General features: G+C 38.2%; 20 protein-coding genes. 9 read left to right on the forward strand and 11 right to left on the reverse strand.

The annotated features are described in order from the left end of the window. Positions 1–103 precede the first annotated feature (103 nt). Positions 104–1,030 carry a GDP-L-fucose synthase gene (gene fcl, locus ACZZZW_RS00995; protein ID WP_463492042.1) on the reverse strand — a complete coding sequence of 309 codons (927 nt, stop codon included), beginning with the start codon at positions 1,028–1,030 and terminating at the stop codon, positions 104–106. Positions 1,031–1,143: 113 nt separating this feature from the next. On the opposite strand from fcl, the gene trmB reads away from it, so the two are divergent. Then, the gene (gene trmB / locus ACZZZW_RS01000; protein ID WP_463492043.1) at positions 1,144–1,794 is read left to right on the forward strand and encodes a tRNA (guanosine(46)-N7)-methyltransferase TrmB; all 651 of its coding nucleotides are present in this window, start codon (positions 1,144–1,146) and stop codon (positions 1,792–1,794) included. After that, on the forward strand, positions 1,794–2,126 hold the full coding sequence (locus ACZZZW_RS01005) for an MGMT family protein (RefSeq protein ID WP_463492044.1): 333 nt from the start codon (positions 1,794–1,796) through the stop codon (positions 2,124–2,126). The genes trmB and ACZZZW_RS01005 overlap by 1 nt, the downstream gene beginning before the upstream one ends. Here ACZZZW_RS01005 and ACZZZW_RS01010 read toward each other — a convergent pair. Further along, positions 2,116–2,475, reverse strand: coding sequence for a hypothetical protein (locus tag ACZZZW_RS01010; RefSeq protein WP_463492045.1), 360 nt, complete (start codon positions 2,473–2,475; stop codon positions 2,116–2,118). The two genes, ACZZZW_RS01005 and ACZZZW_RS01010, sit on opposite strands and share 11 nt — an antisense overlap. 58 nt (positions 2,476–2,533) lie before the next feature. Between ACZZZW_RS01010 and ACZZZW_RS01015 the strand changes: the two genes are divergently transcribed. From ACZZZW_RS01015 to ACZZZW_RS01025, 3 genes are all read left to right on the forward strand, one after another. Next, the gene (locus ACZZZW_RS01015; RefSeq protein ID WP_055902946.1) at positions 2,534–2,887 is read left to right on the forward strand and encodes a carboxymuconolactone decarboxylase family protein; all 354 of its coding nucleotides are present in this window, start codon (positions 2,534–2,536) and stop codon (positions 2,885–2,887) included. Positions 2,888–3,062: 175 nt separating this feature from the next. Continuing rightward, positions 3,063–3,626: a DNA-3-methyladenine glycosylase I gene (locus tag ACZZZW_RS01020; RefSeq protein WP_463492046.1), complete on the forward strand. Its 564-nt coding sequence runs from the start codon at positions 3,063–3,065 to the stop codon at positions 3,624–3,626. Then, complete coding sequence (locus ACZZZW_RS01025) at positions 3,626–4,012, forward strand: GNAT family N-acetyltransferase (RefSeq protein ID WP_200912241.1); 387 nt, start codon at positions 3,626–3,628, stop codon at positions 4,010–4,012. Before ACZZZW_RS01020 ends, ACZZZW_RS01025 begins: the two co-directional genes overlap by 1 nt. Positions 4,013–4,198: 186 nt before the next feature. Here the strand turns inward: ACZZZW_RS01025 and ACZZZW_RS01030 are convergent, their stop codons facing one another. Beyond that, complete coding sequence (locus ACZZZW_RS01030; protein WP_463492047.1) at positions 4,199–4,882, reverse strand: hypothetical protein; 684 nt, start codon at positions 4,880–4,882, stop codon at positions 4,199–4,201. Between the two features lie 152 nt (positions 4,883–5,034). Here ACZZZW_RS01030 and polA point away from each other — a divergent pair, with 152 nt between their 5' ends. From polA to ACZZZW_RS01050, 4 genes are all read left to right on the forward strand, one after another. Further along, entirely contained in the window at positions 5,035–7,842 is a 2,808-nt protein-coding gene (polA, locus tag ACZZZW_RS01035) for a DNA polymerase I (RefSeq protein ID WP_463492048.1), read from the forward strand. A gap of 52 nt (positions 7,843–7,894) precedes the next feature. After that, on the forward strand, positions 7,895–8,704 hold the full coding sequence (locus ACZZZW_RS01040; protein ID WP_463492049.1) for an energy transducer TonB: 810 nt from the start codon (positions 7,895–7,897) through the stop codon (positions 8,702–8,704). An 18-nt stretch (positions 8,705–8,722) separates the two neighbouring features. Continuing rightward, positions 8,723–9,190, forward strand: coding sequence for a hypothetical protein (locus ACZZZW_RS01045; protein ID WP_055902960.1), 468 nt, complete (start codon positions 8,723–8,725; stop codon positions 9,188–9,190). A gap of 181 nt (positions 9,191–9,371) precedes the next feature. Next, a complete protein-coding gene (locus tag ACZZZW_RS01050) occupies positions 9,372–9,710 on the forward strand; it encodes a hypothetical protein (protein WP_055902963.1) in 339 nt (112 codons plus the stop codon). Positions 9,711–9,813: 103 nt separating this feature from the next. Here ACZZZW_RS01050 and ACZZZW_RS01055 read toward each other — a convergent pair whose 3' ends face one another. From ACZZZW_RS01055 to pdhA, 8 genes are all read right to left on the reverse strand, one after another. Then, positions 9,814–10,491 carry a metal-dependent hydrolase gene (locus tag ACZZZW_RS01055; protein ID WP_055902966.1) on the reverse strand — a complete coding sequence of 226 codons (678 nt, stop codon included), beginning with the start codon at positions 10,489–10,491 and terminating at the stop codon, positions 9,814–9,816. 59 nt (positions 10,492–10,550) lie between these two features. Next, on the reverse strand, positions 10,551–10,856 hold the full coding sequence (locus tag ACZZZW_RS01060) for a YbaB/EbfC family nucleoid-associated protein (protein WP_055902969.1): 306 nt from the start codon (positions 10,854–10,856) through the stop codon (positions 10,551–10,553). Positions 10,857–10,878: 22 nt separating this feature from the next. Continuing rightward, a complete protein-coding gene (locus ACZZZW_RS01065; RefSeq protein WP_463492050.1) occupies positions 10,879–11,862 on the reverse strand; it encodes a hypothetical protein in 984 nt (327 codons plus the stop codon). Positions 11,863–11,867: 5 nt separating this feature from the next. Beyond that, the gene (locus ACZZZW_RS01070; protein WP_055902973.1) at positions 11,868–13,100 is read right to left on the reverse strand and encodes a serine hydrolase domain-containing protein; all 1,233 of its coding nucleotides are present in this window, start codon (positions 13,098–13,100) and stop codon (positions 11,868–11,870) included. A 68-nt stretch (positions 13,101–13,168) separates the two neighbouring features. Beyond that, positions 13,169–13,720 carry a cupin domain-containing protein gene (locus tag ACZZZW_RS01075; protein ID WP_055902976.1) on the reverse strand — a complete coding sequence of 184 codons (552 nt, stop codon included), beginning with the start codon at positions 13,718–13,720 and terminating at the stop codon, positions 13,169–13,171. A 197-nt stretch (positions 13,721–13,917) separates the two neighbouring features. Continuing rightward, complete coding sequence (locus ACZZZW_RS01080; RefSeq protein WP_463492051.1) at positions 13,918–15,696, reverse strand: DUF885 domain-containing protein; 1,779 nt, start codon at positions 15,694–15,696, stop codon at positions 13,918–13,920. A gap of 142 nt (positions 15,697–15,838) precedes the next feature. Continuing rightward, on the reverse strand, positions 15,839–17,503 hold the full coding sequence (locus tag ACZZZW_RS01085; RefSeq protein ID WP_055902980.1) for a dihydrolipoamide acetyltransferase family protein: 1,665 nt from the start codon (positions 17,501–17,503) through the stop codon (positions 15,839–15,841). A 30-nt stretch (positions 17,504–17,533) separates the two neighbouring features. After that, positions 17,534–18,529, reverse strand: a complete 996-nt coding sequence (pdhA, locus tag ACZZZW_RS01090) for a pyruvate dehydrogenase (acetyl-transferring) E1 component subunit alpha (protein WP_055902982.1) — start codon at positions 18,527–18,529, stop codon at positions 17,534–17,536. Positions 18,530–18,844 lie beyond the last annotated feature (315 nt).

Below are 18,844 nucleotides of genomic sequence, written 5' to 3' on the forward strand. Positions count from 1 at the left end.
ATTTATATAATCAAAGATATAAATTCTAACTATAATAAATTACTGAATGATTAAATTTTAAAAGAGAATATCAGGTTAATAAAAATACTACCCGATTATTATTCTAATACCTGCTTTCAAAATCCTGATAGGCCAATGCTATACCTTCTGGTAATTCGATTTTATGTTTCCATCCCAAATCATGAAGTTTGCTAACATCCATCAATTTTCGAGGTGTGCCGTCAGGTTTGCTGGCATCAAATACCAATTCACCTTCGAAACCCAATACATCTTTAATTAATAGCGCTAAATCTTTGATGGTTAAATCGTGTCCTGTACCTACATTAATCAAATGCGGTTCGTTATAATTTTGCATCAGAAAATAACAGGCATCTGCCAAGTCATCTGCGAACAAAAATTCGCGCATTGGCGAGCCTGAACCCCAAACCACAATTTCTTTTTCGTTATTCGCTTTTGCTTCGTGCACCTTACGTATTAAAGCAGGTAAAACATGTGAATTTTGAGGGTGATAGTTATCATTATAACCATATAAATTGGTTGGCATCACCGATATAAAATTACAGCCGTATTGATCGCGGTAAGCATCGCACATTTTAATGCCCGCAATTTTAGCAATGGCATAAGGTTCGTTTGTATGCTCCAAGGTCCCTGTTAAAAGGTACTCTTCTTTTAAAGGTTGAGGAGCCATTTTTGGATAAATGCAACTCGAGCCTAAAAACATTAGTTTTTTTACGCCCGTAACATAAGCATTGTGGATTACATTGTTTTGTATGGCTAAATTCTCGAAAAGAAAATCGGCCCTGTAGGTATTGTTTGCTACAATGCCGCCAACTTTGGCAGCAGCAAGAAATACATAATCAGGTTTTTCTTCAGCAAAGAAATCGGTAACAGCCTGTTGGCTGCGTAAATCAAGTTCACCCGAAGTTCTGGTAATGATATTTGCATAGCCTTCTTTTTGCAGTTTACGGTGAATGGCCGAACCCACCATACCACGATGACCTGCAACATATATCTTAGCGTTTTTTTCCACGTTGTTTTTTATAAACCACAAAAATACAATTCCTAAATAAGAATGGTATTAAACTTTCAGTCAAAACAAACCCGCATTATTGATTTAATTGTATTTTTGCAAAAAAAAGACTTTTGGGTAAAGATAAACTTAGGCGTTTTGCAGAAATAGAAACATTTGCGAACGTATATCAATTAGAAGAAGGAAAGGCATTAAAAGGAACCTGGGCTGCAGAACATTTCAAAAATTCGAATCCTATTGTACTCGAACTGGCATGTGGCAAGGGCGAATATTCAGTTAATTTAGCCAGGCTTTTTCCTGAAAAAAACTTTATTGGGATAGACTATAAAGGCAACCGCATTTGGCGCGGTGCTAAAACAGCCATTGAAGATGGGATCGATAATGTTGCTTTCTTAAGGATCCAGATAGAAAATTTGCTGGATTATTTTAATGAAGGTGAAATTGATGAAATTTGGATAACTTTTCCTGATCCGCAGCCTCAGGATAGCCGCGAGAAAAAACGTTTAACTTTCCCTGCATTCTTAAACCGGTATAAACTTGTTTTAAAACCAGGTGGCAATGTTAACCTGAAAACAGATAACGACCAATTGTATGCCTATACCTGTGAAAAAGTAGAAGAACTGGGCTTACCTGTACATAAAAATACCGATCATTTATATACATCAAACCTGGTAAACGAAGTTTTATCAATCAAAACCTATTACGAAAAAAAATACCTGCTCCACGATAAAAATATTAATTATATTCAGTTTTCATTCGACTGATGAATACCAATTTTTACGAGCAGGTTTATGAGATTGTACGCCTTATCCCGACAGGGCGGGTTACCTCTTATGGAGCCATCGCCAAAAGTTTAGGGGCCGCAAAATCGTCGAGAATGGTGGGGCATGCCATGCTTTATGCCGGAACAGCCTACCCAAGTGTACCTGCTCACCGGGTGGTCAACAGTAGTGGTTTGCTTACCGGAAAGTTTCATTTTAAAACGCCGGATTTGATGGAAGCACTGCTGAACAAAGAAGGCGTTGAGGTAAAGAACGATAAAGTAGTTAACTTTAAAAAGGTATTTTGGGACCCTCAGAACGAAATTATAGTATAACAGGTAAGCTCCGTTTATAATCGGTAAGGGTAAAAATAATCAGAATCAACAGGCCCAGGCAAGCGTAAAATATTTCGTCGGTTAAATTGCCCTTAAAAAGGGTAAATGCTAAAACAACTAATAAAATACTTACAAAAAATTCAATTATTCCGTGTAATTTAAGGCTGATTATTTTGAATATACCTCCGCTGAAATCGGTACATACTGTTAACAAAAAATGGATAATACCAAGTGCATAGGCCAATGTAGATGCCGTTTTGGATAGGCCAAAAATATCTGTAGAGGCCAGTAAAAGCATAATCAAAATATAGTCTAAAACAGCGTGAAATTTTGGAGATATCATTTTCATAATCAAATATTTATATTGCTAACAAATAACAGTTGAAAAAGATTTTGAATTTTAAAATATGGGAAAATTAGTAGAAGAATTTAACGGCTATCGTGAAAAAATGAACGATAGGATTATGGAAACAGCAAACACAAACATTAAACGTTTTTTTGCACTTGATACCACTTCCTATGCCGATGGTGCGCTGGATGTTAAAACAAAAGAAATGTTGGGCTTGGTAGCTTCTATGGTTCTGCGTTGTGATGATTGCATTAAATACCACCTTGGCAAATGCTTTGATGCAGGTGTAAACAGCGACGAAATGAATGAAATCTTCATGATTGCCAATCTAGTTGGCGGCAGCATTGTTATTCCGCATTATAGAAGAGCCGTTGAGTATTGGGATGAATTGAGTTTGGAGGCGGGAGTTTAGCGACATACGATTAATCATTCGTCATGCTGAATTTATTTCAGCATCTTTTTTTCTTGCTAGGAATTGTACTAAACCAAGGCCCTAAAATAAATTCAGGTTGACGAGTGTATTAAAGACCGCCAATTTAACAGTTTGTAAAGAATGTTTAATTTGAAATTTCTAAAGGTAAAACGCTATGCTTGACTTAAAAATCCGCTGCGCCTGGGCCGGTTCTGATCCGCTTTACATCAAATACCATGATGAAGAATGGGGGAAACCCGTTTATGATGATAAAATTTTATTTGAGTTTCTGATACTGGAGGGTGCTCAGGCCGGTTTAAGCTGGATTACCATCCTTCGAAGAAGGGAGAATTACCGAAAGGCTTTTGCAGACTTTGAGGTGGAAAAGGTTGCGGCTTTTACAGAAAAAGATGTGGAACGCCTGATGAATGATGAAGGCATAATCCGTAACCGATTAAAAGTTAACGGAGCCATTACCAATGCCAGATTATTTATCGAAATCCAGAAAGAATTTGGCAGTTTTTCTAAATACATGTGGAGTTTTGTGCCCGAAGGTAAACCTATTTTAAACCCTATCGAAAAAATGGGTGATGTTCCACCACGCACAGAACTATCCGACCGCATCAGTAAAGATATGAAAAAGCGCGGCTTTAAGTTTTTCGGTACCACCATCTGTTACGCACATATGCAGGCCACAGGAATGGTTAATGACCATTTGTTAAATTGCTGTGCAAGATAATGTTCGCTTCGAATTCGCTTTATAACGACAGGTTTTTGTTGCGACAGTTTAGCAATGATGACTTAACAGATGTTTTTAAAGGCTTATCACACCCGGATGTGATTCGCTATTATGGTGTAAGTTATGATAACCTCGAGGAAACCAATGCACAATTAACCTGGTTTAATGAACTTCAAAAAAATGAGACAGGCATTTGGTGGGCAATCTGCGACAAGAAAAGTTTAACATTCTTTGGAGCAATAGGAATTAATGACCTGAACACTTTCGAAGAAAAAGCAGAAATTGGCTTCTGGCTGTTACCAGAATATTGGGGATTGGGAATTATTAACGAATCTGCCAGGTTTGTATGCAGTTATGCATTTGAAAATTTAAACTTAAAAAATTGAAGCTCTAGTTGAAACAGAAAACGGAGACTGCAAAAAGGTGCTAAAAAAGATGGGATTCAACTACCATAAAACGATTAAAAATTGTGAAATTAAAAATGGTAAACTCATCAGTTTGGAAATCTATGAAAAGTTGTGGTTTAATGATAAAAACGATCGTGCAATCCTATAATCGATCATTAATCCTGTTTACTTTTTAGTCGCGTTATATTCTTTCACCCACTCAACAACATCTTTGCTGTTAAAATCGGTTCCCGTCTCAACTTTGGCTTTTAATGCAGGCAAATCGCCAATTTTCTGTAAAAGAATATTTTTTACTTCAATTTTTTTGGCATCCACAGTTATTGCTTTCATAGGCACTTCCTGCAAAGGCCCTGAACCTGGTTTTTCGATAAAATAACGCACTACTGGTGCTCCTGCTGGTCTTTCTGGAGCAGCATTACGGCCACCACCGATACTAATGCCTCCACCCATGCCCATACCGCCATATCCGCCGGTTCCTGTACCAATACCGATTGATGGCCGGAATTTTACCTTTTTCTCTTTTACTTGGGGCACTAAAGTGCCACCACCAAAAGAATATAGGTTAACATTTCCCATTTCAATTACCTTAACAAAACGGTATTCGAAATTGCGGCCGTTAGCAAAGCCCTTACTTACAAAACTATTGCCGTTCCAGAAGAAGTTTTTAACCTCTTTTGCAGGTAAAATCACATCTGCTTCGTCGTTAGCACTAATAAAAACAGAAAAGTAATCAGTTCCCTTGATTGTTCCACGGATTACATCATCATTATTTTTAACGATAAAATCCTGCGCTTGGCTAAAGTAAACTGATGCAAATAACAATATAGTAAGGGTAATGTATTTTTTCATCTTGACTTCTATTTTTTAAGTAACGCAATTTAACTGGTTTTGAGATACGTTCATAAAATTTCATGTTATAGTTCTGTAGATTATTAACTTTGGTTACTTTTATCATCCGGTAAATCCGTTTGCCGGTGTAATCTTTAAATCAGTGTAATCACATGAATAAAAAACTCTTTCTCCTCGATGGTATGGCGCTAATGTACAGGGCGCATTTTGCATTAAGTAAAAACCCGCGTTTTACCTCAACAGGCATCAATACATCAGCAGTAATGGGCTTTACCAATACCTTGCTGGATGTTTTGAAGAAAGAAAAACCAACCCATATTGCAGTTGTTTTTGATACCGAAGCACCCACAGAAAGACATACATCTTTCGAAGCATATAAAGCACACCGCCAGGCCATGCCCGAAGATCTTGCGGCAGCAATGCCATATGTGATTAAATTAATTACGGGTTTTAATATCCCTGTAATAACATCTGATGGTTACGAGGCAGATGATATTATTGGTACACTGGCCAAAAAAGCGGAACAAAAAGGTTATCAGGTATATTGTATGACGCCTGATAAGGATTTTGCTCAATTGGTTTCAGAAAATATTTTCATTTATAAGCCTGCTCGTATGGGTAATGATATGGAAATTTTGGGCGTAAAAGAAGTATTGGCCAAATGGGAAATCGAAAATGTGCTACAGGTAATAGATATTTTAGGCTTGTGGGGCGATGCGGTTGATAACATACCAGGTATACCCGGCATAGGAGAAAAAACCGCTAAAGCTTTGATTAAGCAATACGGTTCTATGGAAAACATTATTGCAAATGCTCACGAATTAAAAGGAAAACAACGCGAAAACGTAGAAAATTTTGCAGAGCAGGGTTTAATTTCCAAAAAGCTCGCCACCATTTTGCTGGATGTTCCTGTTGAACTGGATGAAGCAAGTTTAGAACTTTGCGATCCAAGTCGCGATTTATTAGAGCCGTTATTTACCGAATTGGAATTTAGAACATTAGGGCGAAGGGTATTTGGTGATGAATTTTCGGTTACTACAGCCCGTTTTCAGGAAGGAACACAAACCGATTTATTTGGCAACCAAACGGGTGAAGCAATTCAATACACCAACACGATTGAAGAGGAACCTGCAGAAAAACTTCCACCTAAAACCATCGAAAATACAGAACACGATTACAAACTGGTAGAAACTGCAGAACAACGAGCCGATTTAATTAAAATATTGCTAGCTGAAAGGAGAATCTCTTTTGATACCGAAACCACCGGTACAGATGCAAACATGGCCGATTTGGTGGGCTTATCTTTCTCTATAAAACCAGGCACCGGCTATTACATACCTGTTCCGGCCGAAAGAGCAGAAGCTCAGGCTATTGTAGACGAATTTAGGGTGGTACTGGAAAATGAAGCCATCGAAAAAATAGGTCAAAATACCAAATACGACATCCTGGTGTTGAAATGGTACGGAGTTCAGGTTAAAGGCAAACTTTTTGATACCATGCTGGCCCATTACCTGATTGATCCCGACACCCGGCATGGGATGGATGTACTTTCTGAGAATTATCTTGGTTATTCGCCCATATCCATTACTAAATTAATTGGCGCAAAAGGCAAAAACCAGGGCACCATGCGTGATGTTGCAGTGGTAGATGTAGTGGATTATGCCGCTGAAGATGCAGACGTAACCTTACAGCTTGCACACATTTTTGAACCTAAGTTGAAAGAATTGAATGCCGCAAAACTGGCCGAAGAAATAGAAAATCCTTTGGTGTATGTTTTGGCAGATATAGAAAAAGAAGGTGTTCGGATTGACATTGAAACATTACAGGCCTATTCTAAAGAGCTTGAAACCGAAATTATCAAGTTTGAGCAGAATGTGTATGATAAAGCCGGAATCAAATTTAACCTGGCCTCTCCAAAACAACTCGGAGAAGTATTGTTTGATAAACTTCAGCTTGATCCAAAAGCTAAAAAGACCAAAACTGGCCAGTATCAGACTGGAGAAGATGTTTTAAGCGCTTTGGCAAGCAAAAGCGATATTGTACAGGATATTTTAGATTTCCGACAGTTGCAGAAACTCAAATCAACCTATGTTGATGCATTGCCATTAATGGTTAATCCAAAAACAGGAAGGGTACATACCTCATATAATCAGGCTGTTGCCGCTACAGGGAGGTTAAGTTCTAACAACCCAAACTTACAGAATATTCCAATCCGTACAGAACGTGGCAGGGAAGTACGTAAAGCATTTATTGCAAGAGACGAAAACCACATTTTGTTATCAGCAGATTATTCGCAGATCGAACTGCGCATTATTGCAGAAATCAGTAAAGAAGAAAACATGCTCGATGCCTTTAGCAAAGGCATCGATATCCACACCGCAACAGCTGCAAAAGTATATGGCATTAGCATTGAAGAGGTGGACGGCACACAGCGCAGAAATGCAAAAGCGGTAAACTTTGGAATTATTTATGGCCAATCTGCTTTTGGTTTATCTCAAAATTTAGGTATTCCGCGTAAGGAAGCTGCAGAAATTATCGAACAATATTTTGCACAATACCCAGGTATTAAACGCTACATGAGTGATACCATGAATTTTGCCCGAGAAAATGGATTTGTGGAAACGATAATGGGCAGAAGACGCTATTTAAGAGACATTAACTCTGCCAACCAAACTGTGCGGGGTTTTGCCGAACGAAATGCCATCAACGCACCGATACAAGGCTCTGCGGCAGATATGATCAAGATAGCCATGATTAATATCCATAAAGAAATGAAAGTCCAGCATATGCAATCAACCATGACCATGCAAGTGCATGATGAGTTGGTGTTTGACGTATTGAGATCAGAAAAAGATGCGATGAAAGCAATCATCCAGGATAAAATGAGCAATGCAATTAAATTAACCGTGCCTATTGTAGTCGAAATTGGTGAGGGTGATAATTGGTTGGCCGCACATTAACATGAAAACGTTTTTACCATTTCTGATTTGCTGCTTAACATTTATTACATGCATGGCACAGAAAAGCGATACGCTTGTAACCTATAATTTTGGCGGTGCAGAAGCAAAAAAGGAAAATGTTAACGTATACAAAATTAATAGGAGAGACACGTTAGCATGGGTTAAAACTACGGCCGATAAAAACTTTGTTCTGCTCAAAAAAGAGACTTTTGCTGACGAACAACTGAAAAACCATCATGGGAGTTATCAGGAATTTTTAAATGGCAAGCTTTTTATTCACGGTCATTACAGCAAAAATGCTAAAACAGGTAAATGGATAGTTTACGATTCATTGGGCAATACAGCGCAGGAAATTCATTTCCAGAACAACAAAATTGACGGTCCATTCAAGTCATATTACGATAAGGACCACATTCAACATCAGGGCTCCTTTAATCAGGGTTTAAAAACCGGCGAATGGAAAATCTTTTATCCCAACGAACAACTGGCGGCAAAAGAGCTTTACAATGCCACAGGTGATTTAACAGACAGTATTTATTTAGACCAAAACAATCAGCCGGCTGCTAAGAAAAATATTTTAACCGAACCCATTTTTAAAGGAGGTAATGTTAAATTTTATAAATTTCTGGGCAAAACGCTTCGCTTTCCTGAGCCAAGCCTTACTGGTAAAGTAATTTGTTCGGCAACGGTAAATACTGATGGCCGATTATCCAATATCGAAATATTTTCATCACCAAACGATATGCTAAGTCAGGAAGCCATTAGGGTGCTTAAATTATCACCGCCGTGGTTTCCTGGTACATTGTTCGGCAAGCTTACTGCTATGCAAGCCAAAATCATAATCAACTTTGTAATTAATTAATCTAGGTAACGCTCAAAAATGAAAATTTTACTCACTGTTGCAATTATTTTATTTGTGGCGCATATTTCGGTTGCACAAACGGATAAATCTTTCGACAAAATTCAGGAAATATTAAGCGCAGACATCCAGACTGCAAATTTGCTTAAAGCCTCAATAAATAAAGAGATTGCTGTAAAAAACCTGATGCAAAACAGGCAATCGGACTTTCTGACTGCTGTTGATTCTATTATTGTAGAAACAAACGGCATAATTGTCAAATCAATTTCGATATATGCTCAAGATAAAAGCACGTGTAGCAAAAACACATTTTTTACGTTAATTAATCCAAAAGATAAGTCTATTTCGATAAACAAAACTTATCAAACCGAATTTAGCGCTAAAAAACCAAGTGCGAAATTTGATGGTGGCGGACAAACGTTATCCAATATTGTTGCTAATGATCACAATAATGGTTATAAACTTATTTTGAGAAAAACCAAAGTTTAGTTAGATCAAGCCCAATAATAAATATCACAATCACCTCAAATTTTATTATCTTCATTAAAACTTCATACCAATTAATCAATTTTATATCAACAAATAAACGAGTAAAACAAAAATTAAAGATTATGAAACCTCGGAGTAAAACGAAGAAGCTTCATAACAACTAAAAAAAAATCAAAGAATTATGAAAAAGTTATTGAGTTTAATCGCAATCGCAGCATTTGGTTTAACAACAGCATTTGCTCAAACACCGGCAACAGCACCAGCTAAAACTAAGATGGTTGCCAAAAAAGAAGTAAAAACTACCACAGCACCGGTTAAAGCAGGTGCAAAACAAGAGGCTAAAAAAGTAGAAACTAAAACGACTACTACAGCTGCTAAAGTAAAAGCAGATGGTACGCCAGATATGCGTTTTAAAGAAAATAAAACAAAAGCGGTAACTAAAGTTGCTGGTCCAACTAAAAAAGATGGTACAGCAGATATGCGTTATAAAGCAAACAAAGAAGCTGCTAAAAAGAATTAGGTTCAGGTTTATAATTTGAAGGGTCTCCGATTAAAATCAGAGGCCCTTTTTTGTTTTCTTACGCTTGTCATCCCGACTGAAGGCAGCGGAACGTCCGCTAAAATTATAAACTTATCGTTTCGCCAATTTCTGGCAGTAATAAGGTTTTATTTTCACGTGCAAACTTATCCAAAGCTACTTTAGTATCAATTTCAATTACAGGGAAGGTATTGTAATGCACGCCAATTACCTGATCGCAATCAAAATATTTAGTGGCAATTAAGGCATCATCAACATCCATGGTGTAATTTCCACCGATTGGTAGAATGGCATAATCCAGGTTATAAATGTCGGCAAGCACTTTCATTTCGATGGTTAATCCAGTATCACCCGCAAAATAAATCTGTTTACCATCTACCTCCAAAACAAAGCCAGCAGGGTTACCACCATAACTTCCATCAGGTAAACCAGAAGAATGTGTTGCAGGCACCATGCGTACAGTTCCCCAATCGAAGGTAAATTTGCCAAAATTCATGCCATGTACTTTTTCTATGCCCTGCTTTGCAGCCCATTCGATAACCTCCGGCATGGCAATTACCGTAGCTTGCGTTTGTTTGGCCAATTGAACCAAATCGGCTACATGGTCGGCATGGCCATGGCTCACCAAGATATAATCTGCCTCAATAGCAGTAATATCTATCTTTTTAGCAAGTGGGTTGTGTGAGATAAACGGATCGAACAATAGTTTTTTTCCAGCTGCTTCTAATAAGAAACAAGATTGGCCATAATAAGTGTATTTCATGATTTTTTTATCAAAATTTGAGTATAATTAATATTGAAAGCAAATAAAAGCTCATGATATTATTGCCCGAACATGCCGCCCAACCCGCCAAGCATATCCTGTGCAGAAGCTTGCATTTCTGCTGCACTTACCTGCTCGGCACTTGCCAAAGCTTTGTTAATTGCGGTTAGTAACAGCTCTTCCAACTCCTCTTTATCAGCACTTTTTAAAAATTCTTCATCAATAGAAACAGCAGTAATAGCTTTATTTGCTGTTGCTGTAATCTTTATTGCACCGTTTTCTACCTCGCCATATACTGATACAGTATCGAGGCGTTTTTTAATTTCTTCGGCTTTTTGTTGTGCCGCAAATAATTTATCGAACATAATGGATGTGTTTTATATTAAACTAAATTCTGCCTAAAATCGTATTCGCCTCATCAATAAAGCGATCGATTTTTTTTGTACCAATAAAATTTTTAAGGATTAAGGTAATTGCCTTGTTTTTGGCCGGAATTTCTATCTCAGCCCTAACTTCGGTACCCGAATAAATGAGATTTGTTGTTTTACGGATAATCTGGAAGCGGATCAGATCATCGAAAGGATATTCTTTTACCACACGGCCAGCAAATGTAGAACGGATTATTTTACGCTGAGTTTTATCAAAACGGATATTGGAAGTTGCTGCAAAAAGTAATGCCAAACCGATAACCGCCGGGAAATAGGTTATCAATAACCTTTTGATAGATCCTTCACTACTTAAAGCATTTGGGGTAAGTAAGACGGCAACAGTAATACCGATCAGGAATAAACCGATAATTAAACTGCCTATTTTATTGTCGCGCAGCAGGTAAACCCCACCCTCTTCTTTAAAAAATTTAAAATCGTAAATGGCCTGTTTAGGGATAAACGGGGCATTGGCAAAAACAAGTTCATCAATTTTTGGCAGTACTTCCTGTTGAAATTGAATGAGGTTGGCATTGGTGGCCTTGCTGTAACCTGAAGAAACGATTAAGCCTTTTCCGTGCCTGTTACTCTTTTTAAACAGCCTGTAATTAAAACCACTTCCCAGTATTTCATAGGCCTGAACCGAAGCAATATCATCAAAGGCAATAGATCCGGTAGGCAAAAAACCAATCTTTTTATATAATCTCCTGCTGTTGCCATCAAAGATAATTTTAGTTTCGGCTACAAAAACTAACAATAGTGGGATGAGCAGCATAAAGATATAATACCCAAAAGTTAAGCCGTATGAATAACCTTGGATAGACCTTGACAGATAGAAAATAAAAGCCGCAATAAGTACGAAAAAGATAATACCAATTATCCTCAAGTTTCTTTTAGGATAGATGGTTAACGTACTTGGTTCAATAATCCACTTAGTTTTTGCCATAAAAATTAATCTTCGTCTGAGCCTGGCAAACTTCCGTTGCCATGGTAAGCACCTTTACGGATAATCGGCATATCAAAGTGTTTGTATAAATCATCGAGATGCATTAAACTTCCGTTAGTTAGGTTGCCTAAAAACACAATAACAATGTTTTTGTTTAAATCTCTAACATAAATATGGCGGAAACCATGCCACCAGCCAGTGTGATAAACCACTTTGTCCATTTTCTCTCCATCAAACATTCTCCATCCATAACCATAGTTAAAGTGGCCATTTATAGGTTTATTATGTCCGGTATATGCAGAATCTAAACTTTTTTTACTTAATAATCTTCCATTTTTCAAATATTTATCAAATAATACCAGATCGTGCACCGTACTGTAAATACCCTTATCGCCCACTGGCCCATCTAAAAAATTCTGTGCAACAGAATACCTAAAGCTATTGCGGTCATGGCCAACCACATCTACCGGTATTTTTTCATATTCGGTGGTGCTGTATACATGGGTGTGCTTTAGCCCGGCAGGCTTAAATACATGTTCCATCATATATTGAGAATAACGCTGTCCGGTTACTTTTTCAATAATGGCTCCCAAAACCATAAAATTTGAGTTGTTATAATGAAAACGGTTGTCGGGTTTGGTATACGGATTTGGTTTACGTTCGGCAATTACATCCATAACCTCTTGGTTGGTAACGCCTTTTTTCATATTGCGTTTCTCTTTTCGCCAGATATCATCGATAAAATAAACGTAGTTCATCATACCGCTTCGGTGGGAGAGCAATAGTTTCACGGTTATCCCTTCATATGGAAAATTAGGATAAAACTTTTTTACGTTATCGTTTAGCGAAAGTTTCCCTGCTTCTACCAGTTGCATTATTGCAGTGCCTGTAAACGTTTTAGTAATCGATGCCAGCTCAAATTCTGAGTTGATATTTAAACTATCGCGGTGCAGGTAATCAGCCCAGCCTATGGCTTTTTCGTAAAGGATCTTACCATCTTTGGCCACAAGCATATTTCCGTTGAAACCGAATTTCCGGTGTAGATTATCTACAAAATCAGCAATCCATTTATCTCCCTTTTGGGGATTGTAAACCAATAAAAGGCTATCGGCTTTGTCGTCATCTTTGGTACGGATTTTCTTTTCAGCCGCCTTTTTCTCCTCGGATTTTTTGCTTGAACATGCAGTTAGTAAAGTTACAGAGAGGGCTAATGCTGAACAGATGTATCGAAAATTCATTTATATTAAGGATAGTGTATTTAAAACCCGAAAATTAAAGAATTTTAGACGGTTAAAACGAAAGAGTTTTACACATTTTCGCAATTTTGGTTATACCAGCACTCCAATAAATGACCTTTACTTCCATAAACCGGGTCGTTATCCGGATTTTTAACTTTTGCAATCTCTTCATCTGCTTCCGGCCGCTCTTCGGCTTTGCCATATTTCATATTGTATTCGGCACCATTCGGGTATGCGCCAACAACAGTAAAATCTTCACTTGAGTTCAGCTTTTTATGTGCAACACCTGCGGGGATAATGATTACATCACCTTTATCCAGTTCAATACAAACCCCATGATCGCCACCAAACTGCACATCGGCCTTGCCGCAGAAAACGCCCATTACCTCATGTGTATTGCTATGGTAATGGTGATAATCGAAAATACCATCAACCCAGGCATTGGTATAACCATTCTGCGCAAAAACACGTTTAATTACCTCTTCGGTATCGTCAGGATGAAGCCTAAAAGTGCCTTTGTAAATCATTAATGGCAAAGTTGGGTTATTCGGGAAATTGCCGTTCTCTTCAATTTTATGCGCAACTAGGTAAGCTTCTTGTATCAATTTTTCTTTGTCCATGTTTTAGGGATGTTTTTATAGTTAACAAAGTTATTGGCAAAGGGTTTAAAGATTTGATTGCTTCATTCACATTTCTGCAATAGCCGTCATTTGTATGAAGCATCGATTAACGGAATTCATTCGACAGATTCCCGGCTAGATTGCACTTCTCTTCAAATGACGACTTTTTGAACAATTATTTACAACAAAAAACTATCCTATTTGTGGCTTTCAGCCCAGGCATCCATCTTTGCTTCAAAAACAGATAACGGCAAAGATCCATCTTTTAAAACTGCTGTATGAAAAGCTGCCAATTTAAACTTCTGACCTAATTGTTTTTCATACTTTGTTCTTAATTCCCTTATTTTCATTGCACCGGTTTTGTAACCCAAAGCCTGTGCAGGAATACCCATATAACGTTCAATTTCTGCTGTTGCACCTTCATTACTGATGGCCTCATTATCCGTCATATATTTTATGGCTTGCTCTCTGGTCATATTTTTAGTGTGAATGGCCACATCAACCACCAAGCGGATTGCCCTATGCATCTCATCACCCAATGCGCCCATCTGCTGATAAGGGTCCTGATACAAGCCCAGTTCTTTACCCAACGATTCGCAGTACAATGCCCAACCTTCTACGTAAGCATTATGCCCACCAAAACGGCGGAAGTTAGGCAGCGATTTGTTTTCCTGCGTTAAAGAAATCTGGTAATGGTGACCAGGGATTGCTTCATGAAGGAAAAGCGATTCCATTCCTGAGGTGGTATTAAAAGTTTTTGCATCTAATATAGGTACATAAAATATCCCGGGGCGTGTTCCGTCTGCCGAACCCTGATTATACTCTGCACTGGCCGATGCTGCTCTGAAAGCTTCGGTTTGGCGTATTTCGAAAGGGGTTTTAGGCTCCACATCAAACATTTTTTTCAAATTCGGCTTCATCCTTTGGTGGATATTCTCAAAAGCAGCCAAAACTTCTTCGGGTGTTTTATAAGGCATAAATTTTTTATCGGTTTTCATGTACTCGAAAAAAGCCTTTAAATCGCCTTTAAAGCCAACCAAATTTTTGATGCTGTCCATCTGCCCTTTAATCCGGGCAACTTCTTTTAAACCTGTTTGATAAATTTCCTCGGGTGTTTTGTTGGTAGTTGTTTGTTGTTTAACCAGGTAAGTATACCAGGCCAAACCACCCGGCATGGCAGAATAACCAGATGTTGCTCGGGTTTTTGGTAAATATTCATTTTGGAGATAATCACCCAGTTTTTTATAGGTGGGAATAATCACATTGGTGATGGAATTGCGATAAGCTGTGGTTAGTTTTTGTTTATCAGCCGCAGAAAAGCTACCAGGCATTAATTTAACCGGACCATAAAATAAACTTTCTTCGGGCTTTGCCACCACCATGCTTTGCATTTGAGGAATCATTTTTACCACCAATGCCTTGGGCAATACAATACCGGCAGCTGCACCTTTTTTAAAATTCCCAATTGCAGTATCTGCCCATACCGAAAAAGCATATACACGCTTTAACCAGTCTTCGTAATTTTTTACGGTTTTAAAAGGCTGTATCCCCGTACCCGAACCAAACTGACCAATGGTTAGCGGCAAAGCAAACATCTGGTTAAATGGCAGGTATTCGAAATGATACTTCAAACCCTCAAGATTGATATCCAACTGGTCTTTCAAGTAATCGAAAGATAATTTATCATTTGCATTCAGGCTTGCTCTATCATATTTACCCAAACTATCAAGGTAACGTTCGTTGTAAGATCTATATGCTTTCAAATAGGTTTGCGATCCATCATTGGCCAAAAGGTCGTTATACCTTTCATCACCAATGTAAGTTGCATTAATGGGATTCAATTTTAATCCGTCCTGATAATACTGTTCGCACATGCCGGCAAAAGCTTTATTTTCAGCACTGCTATCCAGGCTGCTTTTTTGCTTACACGCAACAAGTGCCATAATACAGGCCGCAAATAGAAATATCTTTTTCATTTAGTTTGGTTTATGGTTCTATTCAAAAATAGTAAAATATGTGGCCATTTACTAAAAGCTTTAAACGCAAAAAAAGCCATCCTGAAAGGATGGCTTTAATTATATTGTCAGCTTGAGCTGAAAATTGTAAATCGCTAACTGATTATGCTAATAACCTGATTGGTTCTTCCAATAAACCTTTTAAAGTTTGTAAGAATTGTGCACCTGTTGCGCCATCAACCACACGGTGATCGCAACCTAAAGTCAATTTCATTACATTACCAGGAACAACAGCTCCATTTTTAACCACAGGAACTTGCTGGATAGCACCAACTGATAAAATTGCACCATCAGGTGAGTTGATAATTGAAGTAAACTCATCAATACCAAACATACCCAGGTTGGAAACTGTGAAAGTAGAACCTTCCCAATCTGCTGGCTGTAATTTTTTTGCTTTTGCTTTACCACCAAAATCTTTTACTTCTGCAGAGATGTGAGATAAAGATTTACCATCAGCAAAACGCACCACCGGAACCAATAAACCATCTTCAACAGCCATAGCCACACCAATGTTGGTATGTTCGTTAAACCTGATTTTATCGCCACCCCATGATGAATTAACCGCAGGGTGTTTTTTCAATGCAACAGCAACCGCTTTAATTACGATATCGTTGAAAGAAACTTTAACAGGAGCAACTGCATTAATAGCTGTACGTGCAGCCATTGCGTTGTCCATATCAATACTGATGGTTAAATAGAAATGTGGAGCAGTAAATAAACTCTCTGCCAAACGTTTAGCAATTACTTTACGCATTTGCGAAACCGGAGCTTCAGTAAATTTAACTTCACCAACATATTGAGGAATAACCGGTGCCGGTGCAGCAGCTTTCTCAGCAGCCGGAGCCGAAGCAGATTCTGCTTTGGCCGGAGCAGCAGATGGTTTAAAGTTTTCGATATCTTTTTTAATGATACGACCACCTTCTGCACTACCTGCAACCTGTGCTAAATCAATGCCTTTATCTTTAGCAATTTTCTTTGCCAAAGGAGATGCTTTAACACGACTATCAGATGAACTTTCTGCAACCGGGGCAGATGTATTTGCATCAGCAGCTGTAGCTTGTTTTTCTTCTTTAGGTGCTTCAGCACTTTCAGCTTTGGGAGCCGGGGCAGAACCACCAGCCAAAATTCCGCTTACGTCAGTTCCTTCCGGACCAACAATAGCGATAATTCCGTTTACTTTCGCAGCAGCACCTTTTTCTACACCAATGTGCAATAAAGTTCCGGTTGCGTAGCCCATTACTTCCATAGTTGCCTTATCGGTTTCTACATCAGCAAGAACATCATCATCTTTTACTTTATCGCCAACTTTTTTATGCCATTCGGCAATTACGCCTTCTGTCATGGTATCGCTTAATAAAGGCATACGGATTACCGTTACACCTTTAGCAGCCAATTCTTCTTCAGTTAAACCACCACCTTGTGCAGGCGCAGCTTCTTCTTTTTTCTCTTCAGCTTTTGGAGCATCAGTACTTTCGGCCTTTGGTGCTTCAGCACCTTTTTCAGCTTCCAAAGCAGCTTTATAATCTTCGCCTTCTTTACCGATAACGGCCATAATGGCATCAACAGGTACAGATGATCCTTCTTCTACACCTATGTATAAAAGCGTGCCATCCCAATATGATTCCATGTCCATTGTTGCTTTATCAGTTTCTACTTCTGCTAAAACATCGCCGCTTTTCACTTTATCGCCCACTTTTTTGTGCCACTTCGCCAAAACCCCTTCGGTCATGGTGTCGCTCATCTTGGGCATTTTAATTACATCAGCCATTATATCTAATTAATTGAAATCTAAATATTGTTAGTCCATTACATAAGGGTAGTCCTGTTGCATATATACATCTTTGTATAATTCAGATGCATCAGGCCAAGGAGAGTCTTCAGCAAATTTCACTGCCTGATCTACAGTTGCTTTCACTTTAGCTTCTACTTCTTCAATCCAGGCCTGATCTGCATACTTTTCTTTAAGAATAGTTTCTCTTGCATGCTCAACCGGATCTTTTGCTTTATAATCTTCTAATTCTTCTTTGGTACGGTATTTTGCCGGATCAGACATTGAGTGACCACGGTAACGGTAAGTTCTCATTTCTAAGAAAGTAGGTCCTTCACCTTTACGTGCACGTTGAATTGCTTCATCCATTGCGTTATGAACGGCAACAGGATCCATACCATCAACCGGTGCACATGGCATATCAAAACCTAAACCTATTTTATAAATATCGGTCATGTTGGTGGTACGCTGTACTGAGGTACCCATTGCATAACCATTGTTTTCGCAAACAAAAACAACAGGCAATTTCCAAAGCATGGCCATGTTAAATGTTTCGTTTAATGCACCTTGACGCACCGCGCCATCGCCCATGTAACAAATATTAACATTGTCGGTTCCTTTATATTTTTCTGCAAAAGCAACACCAGCACCTAATGGAATCTGACCGCCAACAATTGCATGACCACCATAAAAGTTATGTTCTTTACTGAACATGTGCATCGAACCACCTTTACCTTTAGAGCAACCTGTAGCTTTACCGTACATTTCTGCCATAATACTATCGGCACTAACTCCTAAAGCTAAGGCATGGGCATGATCACGGTAAGTTGTAATCATTGAATCACCTTTTTGCATTGCAGATATTGCACCTGCAACTACAGCTTCTTGTCCAATGTATAAATGACAAAAGCCACGTATTTTTTGTTGTCCGTATAACTGGCCAGTTTTTTCTTCGAATTTGCGCATAAGCAACATCGACTCAAACCACTTTAACCAGGTATCTTTATTTATTTCTACTGCACTCATTTTAGGATATTTGTTTTTTGCGACAGCAAATCTAATTTTTTTATTGTAATTTTTGGCACTTTCTAGTGTAAAAACATCATAGTATCAGGGTTAAAATCAGATTTAACAGTTGTTTTACAATTAAATGCAACAACCAACAGGACTTTTCAATTTTTCGGCGGTTTTAGTACGATTTCCTATAATTAAATCAACACCCTTTATCATAATACGGAATCAAATTACTATAAAATATAATTTTGTTTAAATAAGGATTTACATAATTTAAAAAACAATAATTTAATCTCGAACCGAAATTTAACAGGAGAACGGTATGGG

It is taken from the genome of Pedobacter sp. AC379 (assembly GCF_979258145.1).

Coding starts and splice junctions, on each gene's coding strand:
- ACZZZW_RS01005 (WP_463492044.1), top strand. CDS start 1,794: ATGAATACCAATTTTTACGAGCAGGTTTATGAGATTGTACGCCTTATC.
- ACZZZW_RS01010 (WP_463492045.1), bottom strand. CDS start 2,475: ATGAAAATGATATCTCCAAAATTTCACGCTGTTTTAGACTATATTTTG.
- ACZZZW_RS01015 (WP_055902946.1), top strand. CDS start 2,534: ATGGGAAAATTAGTAGAAGAATTTAACGGCTATCGTGAAAAAATGAAC.
- ACZZZW_RS01020 (WP_463492046.1), top strand. CDS start 3,063: ATGCTTGACTTAAAAATCCGCTGCGCCTGGGCCGGTTCTGATCCGCTT.
- ACZZZW_RS01025 (WP_200912241.1), top strand. CDS start 3,626: ATGTTCGCTTCGAATTCGCTTTATAACGACAGGTTTTTGTTGCGACAG.
- ACZZZW_RS01030 (WP_463492047.1), bottom strand. CDS start 4,882: ATGAAAAAATACATTACCCTTACTATATTGTTATTTGCATCAGTTTAC.
- polA (WP_463492048.1), top strand. CDS start 5,035: ATGAATAAAAAACTCTTTCTCCTCGATGGTATGGCGCTAATGTACAGG.
- ACZZZW_RS01040 (WP_463492049.1), top strand. CDS start 7,895: ATGGCACAGAAAAGCGATACGCTTGTAACCTATAATTTTGGCGGTGCA.
- ACZZZW_RS01045 (WP_055902960.1), top strand. CDS start 8,723: ATGAAAATTTTACTCACTGTTGCAATTATTTTATTTGTGGCGCATATT.
- ACZZZW_RS01050 (WP_055902963.1), top strand. CDS start 9,372: ATGAAAAAGTTATTGAGTTTAATCGCAATCGCAGCATTTGGTTTAACA.
- ACZZZW_RS01055 (WP_055902966.1), bottom strand. CDS start 10,491: ATGAAATACACTTATTATGGCCAATCTTGTTTCTTATTAGAAGCAGCT.
- ACZZZW_RS01060 (WP_055902969.1), bottom strand. CDS start 10,856: ATGTTCGATAAATTATTTGCGGCACAACAAAAAGCCGAAGAAATTAAA.
- ACZZZW_RS01065 (WP_463492050.1), bottom strand. CDS start 11,862: ATGGCAAAAACTAAGTGGATTATTGAACCAAGTACGTTAACCATCTAT.
- ACZZZW_RS01070 (WP_055902973.1), bottom strand. CDS start 13,100: ATGAATTTTCGATACATCTGTTCAGCATTAGCCCTCTCTGTAACTTTA.
- ACZZZW_RS01075 (WP_055902976.1), bottom strand. CDS start 13,720: ATGGACAAAGAAAAATTGATACAAGAAGCTTACCTAGTTGCGCATAAA.
- ACZZZW_RS01080 (WP_463492051.1), bottom strand. CDS start 15,696: ATGAAAAAGATATTTCTATTTGCGGCCTGTATTATGGCACTTGTTGCG.
- ACZZZW_RS01085 (WP_055902980.1), bottom strand. CDS start 17,503: ATGGCTGATGTAATTAAAATGCCCAAGATGAGCGACACCATGACCGAA.
- pdhA (WP_055902982.1), bottom strand. CDS start 18,529: ATGAGTGCAGTAGAAATAAATAAAGATACCTGGTTAAAGTGGTTTGAG.